The following is a 5994-nucleotide window of genomic DNA, read 5'->3' as shown; positions in this document are numbered from 1 at the left end:
CCACCGCACGCAACCGCGTCGCTGAAGTGACTGCCCAGCCAACCGACCCGCCGCGCCAGTTGCCGCTCGACCTCGGCCATGGCACCGGCTATTCGCGTGACGAACTCGTCGTCTCCGGCACCAACAACCAGGCGGTTGCGCTGGTCGACCGCTGGCCGGACTGGCCATCGCCGGTGGTGGTGCTGGCCGGTCCCGCGGGTTCTGGCAAGACGCATCTGGCCTCGATCTGGCGCGCGCGTGCCAATGCGGCGGCGGTCGACGCCAGGCGCATCGGCGACAGCATCGCCAATCTCGGCGCGCGGCCGGCGCTGATCGACGATGTCGATACCGGGACGGTTGACGAACAAGGCCTGTTCCATCTGATCAATGCGGTGCGTGGTGCCGGCTCGCAACTGCTTCTGACGGCGCGCCGCTTTCCCTCGGCCTGGGGTGTTGGCCTGCCTGATCTTGCCTCGCGGCTGAAGGCGGCTGCGACAGTCGAAATTCATGAGCCCGACGATCTCCTGCTGGCAGGCGTCATCACAAAACTCTTCGCCGACCGTCAGATCGAGGTCGAACCGCATGTCGTGCAATATCTGGTCCGCCGCATCGAGCGCTCGCTGGCGACAGCGATGCGCGTGGTGGAGCGGCTCGACCGGACCGCGCTCGAACGCAAGACGCCGATCACCAGGGCGCTGGCAGCCGAAACCGTCAGTGCCATGGATGAAGGGCAGGGCGAGTTCGAGATCTGAGCCTGAGAGGCCGGTCTCAGAGCCACATTCTGGCGATCAGAGCCACATTCTGGCGAAATGACGGACTGCGAGATAGACGGCAGAGTGAGCGGCGATATAGCCGGCGGCGACCAGCACAAACATCCCGATACTGACACGCCAGGAGCGGGAGACCACGGCGCCCGGGGCCTGCCTCGCCTGTCTGCGGCTTTCACGGTTATTCCACATCGCCAGTGCGGCGCAGGCAATTGCCCACGTCACCATGACCGGAACCGTTATGCCGGCATAGGCAAAGTAGGCCGGTCCGAAAAGCGACACCCAGGCATCGATTCCAAGCATCTGACCCCCCTGTTTGCCGAACCGCCCGCGGCTGCCGGACACACGGCCGGTGCCGCAGCAAGTGAACCGTATGGCTGCGCCGGGCATTGGGCTGTGGGGGGATGGTCGGAGTGGAGAGATTCGAACTCCCGACCCTCTGGTCCCAAACCAGATGCGCTACCAGGCTGCGCTACACTCCGAACGGTCTGTTGCCTATTCATTTCGGTGGTGCATGGCAAGTGCAAAAACCTGCGAGAGCAAAAACCTTGCCGCCGTGCGCATTGCGCAGTAATGACGGGCGAAGGGTGGCGATGCTGCCTTGCACAACAACGAGGTGGCCATGTCCGCGCGCATTTTCAGCCCAGCCAAAACCGCGATGCAGTCCGGCAAGGCCAAGACCGGTTACTGGGTGCTGGAATTCGATCCCGAGTCGCGCAAGAAGATCGACCCGCTGATGGGCTATACGACGTCGGCAGACATGAGAAGCCAGATCAGGCTTAGCTTCGACACGCGCGAAGAGGCGGTCGCCTACGCCGAAAAGCAAGGGCTCGCTTTCCGCGTCGAAGAGCCGAAAGAGACCAAGCGCCGCCAGATTTCCTATGCGGAGAATTTCCGCTATGACCGCAGGACGCCCTGGACGCATTGAACGGCGCCCGGCGCCAGAATATCCAGCCGGCCCAAGGGCCGGCCAGCGGTCCCGTAGCTCAGCTGGATAGAGCACCGGCCTTCTAAGCCGATGGTCACAGGTTCGAATCCTGTCGGGATCGCCAAAGCCTTTCGGTCCGTTCCGGACACATAGGTTACGGTTTATACCGGAGACACGGGCTTTCAGAGAGCGGTATCAGGCCTCGTGCGCTCAGACCGCCGCCGCCAGAAGCAGCGTTACCCCCAGGACCGTCGACGCATAGATCGTCGCTAGGAGCACGATCGGCCGAGGATACTCGGTGGGTGTTGCGAGGCTGGTTATGTCGGGACCCCGAAATGTTTCGGTGCCGGGCGACGGGACGTCGGCGGCGGTGGCAGCGTTGTCATTGCAAGCGCGCACAGAAAGGCGCTGGATTATATCGGCGGCGATCAGAGGATCGTCCGCCACCAATTTCGACCAGTCCGAAACAATGCCGATTTCATGTTGTGACATCGCGCGCCTCCCATTTACGGCCTAACAGCGATGTCTAAATTATGTTCCACTAATAGTTTCGCGAGGCGGACCGCTCTTTGTCACTGCGGTCTTCTGATCGATGAAAACCACGCCCGCTGCCTCCAAGCCTCGACGGATGGCAGCCAGCTTGGCGGGACTGGGAATCCTTCGCCCGCTCTCAAAACTGCCAATCGTTCCTTCGCTGAGGCCGCACTTCGCGGCGAGTCGCACCTGCGACCACTTCAGGATCGCTCGTGCAGCTCTGCACTGCTGGGGTGTAAGGGGTTGGGTCCCTGAGACGGTGGCGCTTCGCTTGTTCACATCCTGACGGTCCTTCGCTTCGGTGGGACACGGCTTTGCACCAGGCCCGCCTTGTCCAGATCCACCGTGACCATTGTCCCGAGCGACACCGTGACCTTGTCGCCGTCGATCCGCTTAACGTCGCCGGATAATTCCATCTGCTGGCCCCTGGTCAGCCTGGTTGCCGGATCAATGACCGAATGCGGAAGACCGGGGATCGACACGCTGACGCGGTCCTTCGTGACGCGCTTCAGCACCGTCGCCATGACCGCCACCTCGTCGCCGACTTTATTGCCATGCTCTGATTCTGGGGCGGCATCTGCCGGCGTCAAGGATTAGCTGCGTCTGATATAGAAAAGTCCGCGGGCGTGGCTCGGCGCCAGCGTATTATTTCGTTACTCGGCCTTTTCGGAACCTTCCCGCGCACGGCGCGTTCGGCCCGCTGTATTCGCGGACCCTCATATAAAAGTGGACAGGCGGGAGGCAAACAAGGGTGGGGAGGAGTGTTGCCATGTCGAAGCGAGAAATAGGGATATCTTCGGCCCTCGATCGGCGCATTGCCGATCTCAGGGCCAGGATGCAGGACGCCCGGATCACGGAATACGAAATGAAGACCTTTCAAAAAGTGGCTTCAGCCATGGGAGGCGACGGAGGCTCCCTGCGTCTCGATGCCGACGACCTGATCGCGGCATCCTTTGTCGTCGATGCGCTGGGTGAACCGACGCTCAACTGACGACGGGCGATCTGGCTTCGCGCGCCGTTTTGCCCTTGCCCGGCCGGCAATTGGCCCACGCCTTCACACTTTGAAACAGGATGGCTGCTTTCCAGCGGCCGTCCTGTGGCGTCTGCCCAAGCGTCTGTCGCAAGTCATAGGCAGGGGCTGGTTGGCCGGTGGATTTGATTCCGCCGCCGACATCGAATTGGAGGGAAAGTCTTATCAATTTGTTTGGGTTGGTGCGTCATAGTAGCGACGGCTAACGGAGTGGACGCGATGAAGCTCGATCTGTCGCCGACGAGCTGGGGCAGGGTGATCGCTGTCACGGCAGTCGGTACGGCATTCTTCATTGCCGTGGCGTTCTTCGTCGATTCCTTCAATTTTCCCTATCTTTCGCCCGAGGCCGTGTGGCGGGCGCAGATGACCGTCCTTATTCGGACTTTGGTGCTGGGCGGCTCGTTTCTGTTTTTCCTGATGTGGAAGATTCGCCAGCTGGCCATCGCGCAGCGCGATCTCAGCGTCATCGCCGCGACCGACAGCCTGACGGCGGTGCTGAACCGTGGCGCCTTCTCGATGCTGGTCGAAGCCTATCTCGAGCAGACCCGCAAGCAGGAGCAGACCCGTTCGGGGGCGCTGCTGATCATCGACGCCGACCACTTCAAGTCGATCAATGACCGCCTGGGCCATGATTGCGGCGATCAGGCCCTCAAACTGATAGCGCAGGCGATCAAGGGGCAACTGCGTGGCAGCGATATCGTCGGCCGCATCGGCGGCGAAGAATTCGGCGTGTTTCTGCCCGGCGTGGATCCCTCGCAATCCTGGGTGGTTGCCGAAAGCATCCGCCGGCGTATCAGGGAGATGGAATTCTCACCCGGCGGCAGGCCTTGTCCGCTTTCCGTCAGCATCGGCGGCACAAGCTTTACCGGCCCGATCACCTATGAGGAAATTTTCTCCGCTGCCGACAGAAGGCTTTACACGGCCAAGTCGAACGGACGCGATCAAGTCAGCTTCGATCCGGCCGGAACGTCTCCGGCGCCTGCGCCCGGCGTCGCCACCGTGCATTGATGGCAGAAACTTGCAGAAGGCTGATCGGGAAGCTCTCGAAACAGACGCTCCTTCTATGTTTCCAAATGCTTATAATCAGCCGCAAGGAATCCGATCCTTACGGATAGCATGCCGGCTCGATGGGCCATGGACTGCAACCGCTTGCCGGTATACTCCCCCGCGTTGGCGATTTTCGTTGTCGGCAGAAACGGTTTTGACTCTGAGTTTCCAAGCGTTCCGGCCGACAGCGATCATGATTTTTGATGCTGGCGAACATATGCGGAAACGGTCAGGTAAACACAGCTATTATGATCCATTTGTTCAACGGCTTTCAGGACCCCTTCGGTGGCAGTGACCTTGAAGCTCTGGAACTGTACCGGTTGTTGAGTGTCGATTCCGAGGTGCATCTGTGGGCAACCTCCTCCAGCGTGTCCGGCGAGTTGATGCGGAATTTCCCGATTCGCCGCGTCTCGCTGTCGAAGTGGGATGTACCGAATGGCGGTACCTACGTCTTTCTCGGCTCTCATTGGCGCAACAAGATATGGCCTTACCTGATCCCGCGGCCGCGCCGGCTGATCTATGTCTTCAATACCTTTCACCCGAAAATCATCTCGCTGACGAGACGCATGCCCCGCATGCTGAACTGGCCCGACGCCGAACTGGTGCTGATTTCCGATTTTCAGAGACGGATGCTCCAAGTCGATGGCACCGTGCATCCGTCTCCGATCGATATCGAACGTTTTTCACCACGGCGTCTGGGTTCGGATCGTCCCTTCACCGTCGGACGCTTGAGCCGCGATGGGCCGGGCAAACATCATCCCGATGACATACCCCTCTACAAGACATTGCTGGCCGAAGGTACAGCCTTGCGGATACAGGGAGGGATAGGGCTCAAGGACAGCCTCATGCCGCATCCGCAACTCGAACTGTTCCCACCCGGCCAATTTTCCGCCGAAGAGTTTCTGCAGACGCTCGACGTGTTTTATTATCGCACCGGTTGGCATATGGAAACCTTCGGTCGCGTGGTGTTCGAGGCGATGGCCTGCGGGTTGCCCGTGGTCTGCCATTCATATGGCGGTTATTCCGACCATATCAGGCATGGCGAAAACGGTTTCTTGTTCGAAACGACGCAGCAGGCGGCGCGCATCCTGGCCGATCTCAAAGCCGACCCGGCGCTGCGGGCGGCAGTGGGCCTCAAGGCACGGCAGACCGTCGAGCAGACCTATTCTTCCCAAGCTGTGCGACAGAGGCTGGATTTCTACCTGCGTTAGCTGCACGTCATCCTTTGGGCCATGGGACATCCTTGGCGCAACAACATGCCCGCTGTCATCGATCTCGACATCGCGCTAAAGCAGGCACGCAAAGCGGACGAATGGGGCCGACAGCCAGCGGCGTGCCACAGACTGGGCAGGACTTCTTATCGATGACTTTGATGGGCGCGGCGGCACTGCTGATCCTGATCCTGACTTACGCCGGTGTCGCCATTGGCCGCATCCCCGGCCTGCGCCTCGACCGGGCAGGGATCGCGCTTCTCGGCGGGGCCGCGATGATCGCCATCGGCGCGCTCAGCATGGAGGATGCGTACCGGGCGATCAATTTCGATACCATCACGCTTCTGCTCGGCATGATGATTGTGGTGGCGCATTTAAAAGTGTCGGGCGCCTTTCGTGGCCTTGGCGCCGTCGCCATCGAGCACGCGCATGCGCCCTTCATGCTCTTGGTGATGGTGACGCTGCTGACCGGCGTGTTGTCCGCCTTCCTGGTCAACG

At 60.8% G+C, this 5994-nt stretch carries 10 protein-coding genes and 2 tRNA genes; 7 read left to right on the top strand and 5 right to left on the bottom strand.

From position 1 onward, the window contains the following. The first annotated feature begins 26 nt into the window (after positions 1-26). Positions 27-731, top strand: a complete 705-nt coding sequence (gene hdaA, locus EOA22_RS22055; protein WP_013532442.1) for a DnaA regulatory inactivator HdaA — start codon at positions 27-29, stop codon at positions 729-731. 36 nt (positions 732-767) lie between these two features. Here the strand turns inward: hdaA and EOA22_RS22050 are convergent, their stop codons facing one another. Together EOA22_RS22050 and EOA22_RS22045 are read right to left on the bottom strand one after the other, a co-directional pair. Continuing rightward, entirely contained in the window at positions 768-1049 is a 282-nt protein-coding gene (locus tag EOA22_RS22050; protein WP_013532441.1) for a hypothetical protein, read from the bottom strand. A 102-nt stretch (positions 1050-1151) separates the two neighbouring features. Then, positions 1152-1228 (bottom strand) — tRNA-Pro (locus EOA22_RS22045). Between the two features lie 140 nt (positions 1229-1368). Between EOA22_RS22045 and EOA22_RS22040 the strand changes: the two genes are divergently transcribed. Together EOA22_RS22040 and EOA22_RS22035 are read left to right on the top strand one after the other, a co-directional pair. Further along, on the top strand, positions 1369-1674 hold the full coding sequence (locus EOA22_RS22040) for an ETC complex I subunit (RefSeq protein WP_013532440.1): 306 nt from the start codon (positions 1369-1371) through the stop codon (positions 1672-1674). Positions 1675-1721: 47 nt separating this feature from the next. Further along, positions 1722-1798 (top strand) — tRNA-Arg (locus EOA22_RS22035). 86 nt (positions 1799-1884) lie between these two features. Here EOA22_RS22035 and EOA22_RS22030 read toward each other — a convergent pair. From EOA22_RS22030 to EOA22_RS22020, 3 genes are read right to left on the bottom strand one after another with little or no spacing between them, the layout of a single operon-like run. Next, entirely contained in the window at positions 1885-2166 is a 282-nt protein-coding gene (locus EOA22_RS22030; protein WP_013532439.1) for a hypothetical protein, read from the bottom strand. Positions 2167-2205: 39 nt separating this feature from the next. Continuing rightward, entirely contained in the window at positions 2206-2487 is a 282-nt protein-coding gene (locus tag EOA22_RS22025) for a helix-turn-helix transcriptional regulator (RefSeq protein ID WP_013532438.1), read from the bottom strand. Continuing rightward, a complete protein-coding gene (locus tag EOA22_RS22020; protein WP_244514287.1) occupies positions 2484-2798 on the bottom strand; it encodes a hypothetical protein in 315 nt (104 codons plus the stop codon). The genes EOA22_RS22025 and EOA22_RS22020 overlap by 4 nt, the downstream gene beginning before the upstream one ends. Before the next feature lie 179 nt (positions 2799-2977). On the opposite strand from EOA22_RS22020, the gene EOA22_RS22015 reads away from it, so the two are divergent. The 4 genes from EOA22_RS22015 to EOA22_RS22000 form a co-directional block, all read left to right on the top strand. Then, positions 2978-3199 carry a hypothetical protein gene (locus EOA22_RS22015; RefSeq protein WP_013532436.1) on the top strand — a complete coding sequence of 74 codons (222 nt, stop codon included), beginning with the start codon at positions 2978-2980 and terminating at the stop codon, positions 3197-3199. A gap of 258 nt (positions 3200-3457) precedes the next feature. Continuing rightward, entirely contained in the window at positions 3458-4246 is a 789-nt protein-coding gene (locus tag EOA22_RS22010) for a GGDEF domain-containing protein (RefSeq protein WP_127390216.1), read from the top strand. Between the two features lie 287 nt (positions 4247-4533). Further along, the gene (locus tag EOA22_RS22005) at positions 4534-5496 is read left to right on the top strand and encodes a glycosyltransferase (RefSeq protein WP_013532434.1); all 963 of its coding nucleotides are present in this window, start codon (positions 4534-4536) and stop codon (positions 5494-5496) included. Positions 5497-5648: 152 nt separating this feature from the next. Beyond that, positions 5649-5994 (top strand): SLC13 family permease (locus EOA22_RS22000; RefSeq protein WP_281040775.1); only part of this gene is annotated, 346 nt, incomplete at its 3' end.

Origin of the sequence: Mesorhizobium sp. M7A.F.Ca.US.014.04.1.1 (genome assembly GCF_003998745.1) — a bacterium.
Classification (GTDB): Bacteria; Pseudomonadota; Alphaproteobacteria; order Rhizobiales; family Rhizobiaceae; genus Mesorhizobium; species Mesorhizobium ciceri.
The sequence above is the reverse complement of the archived record's forward strand: the minus strand, read 5'-3'. Positions and strand labels throughout refer to the sequence as shown.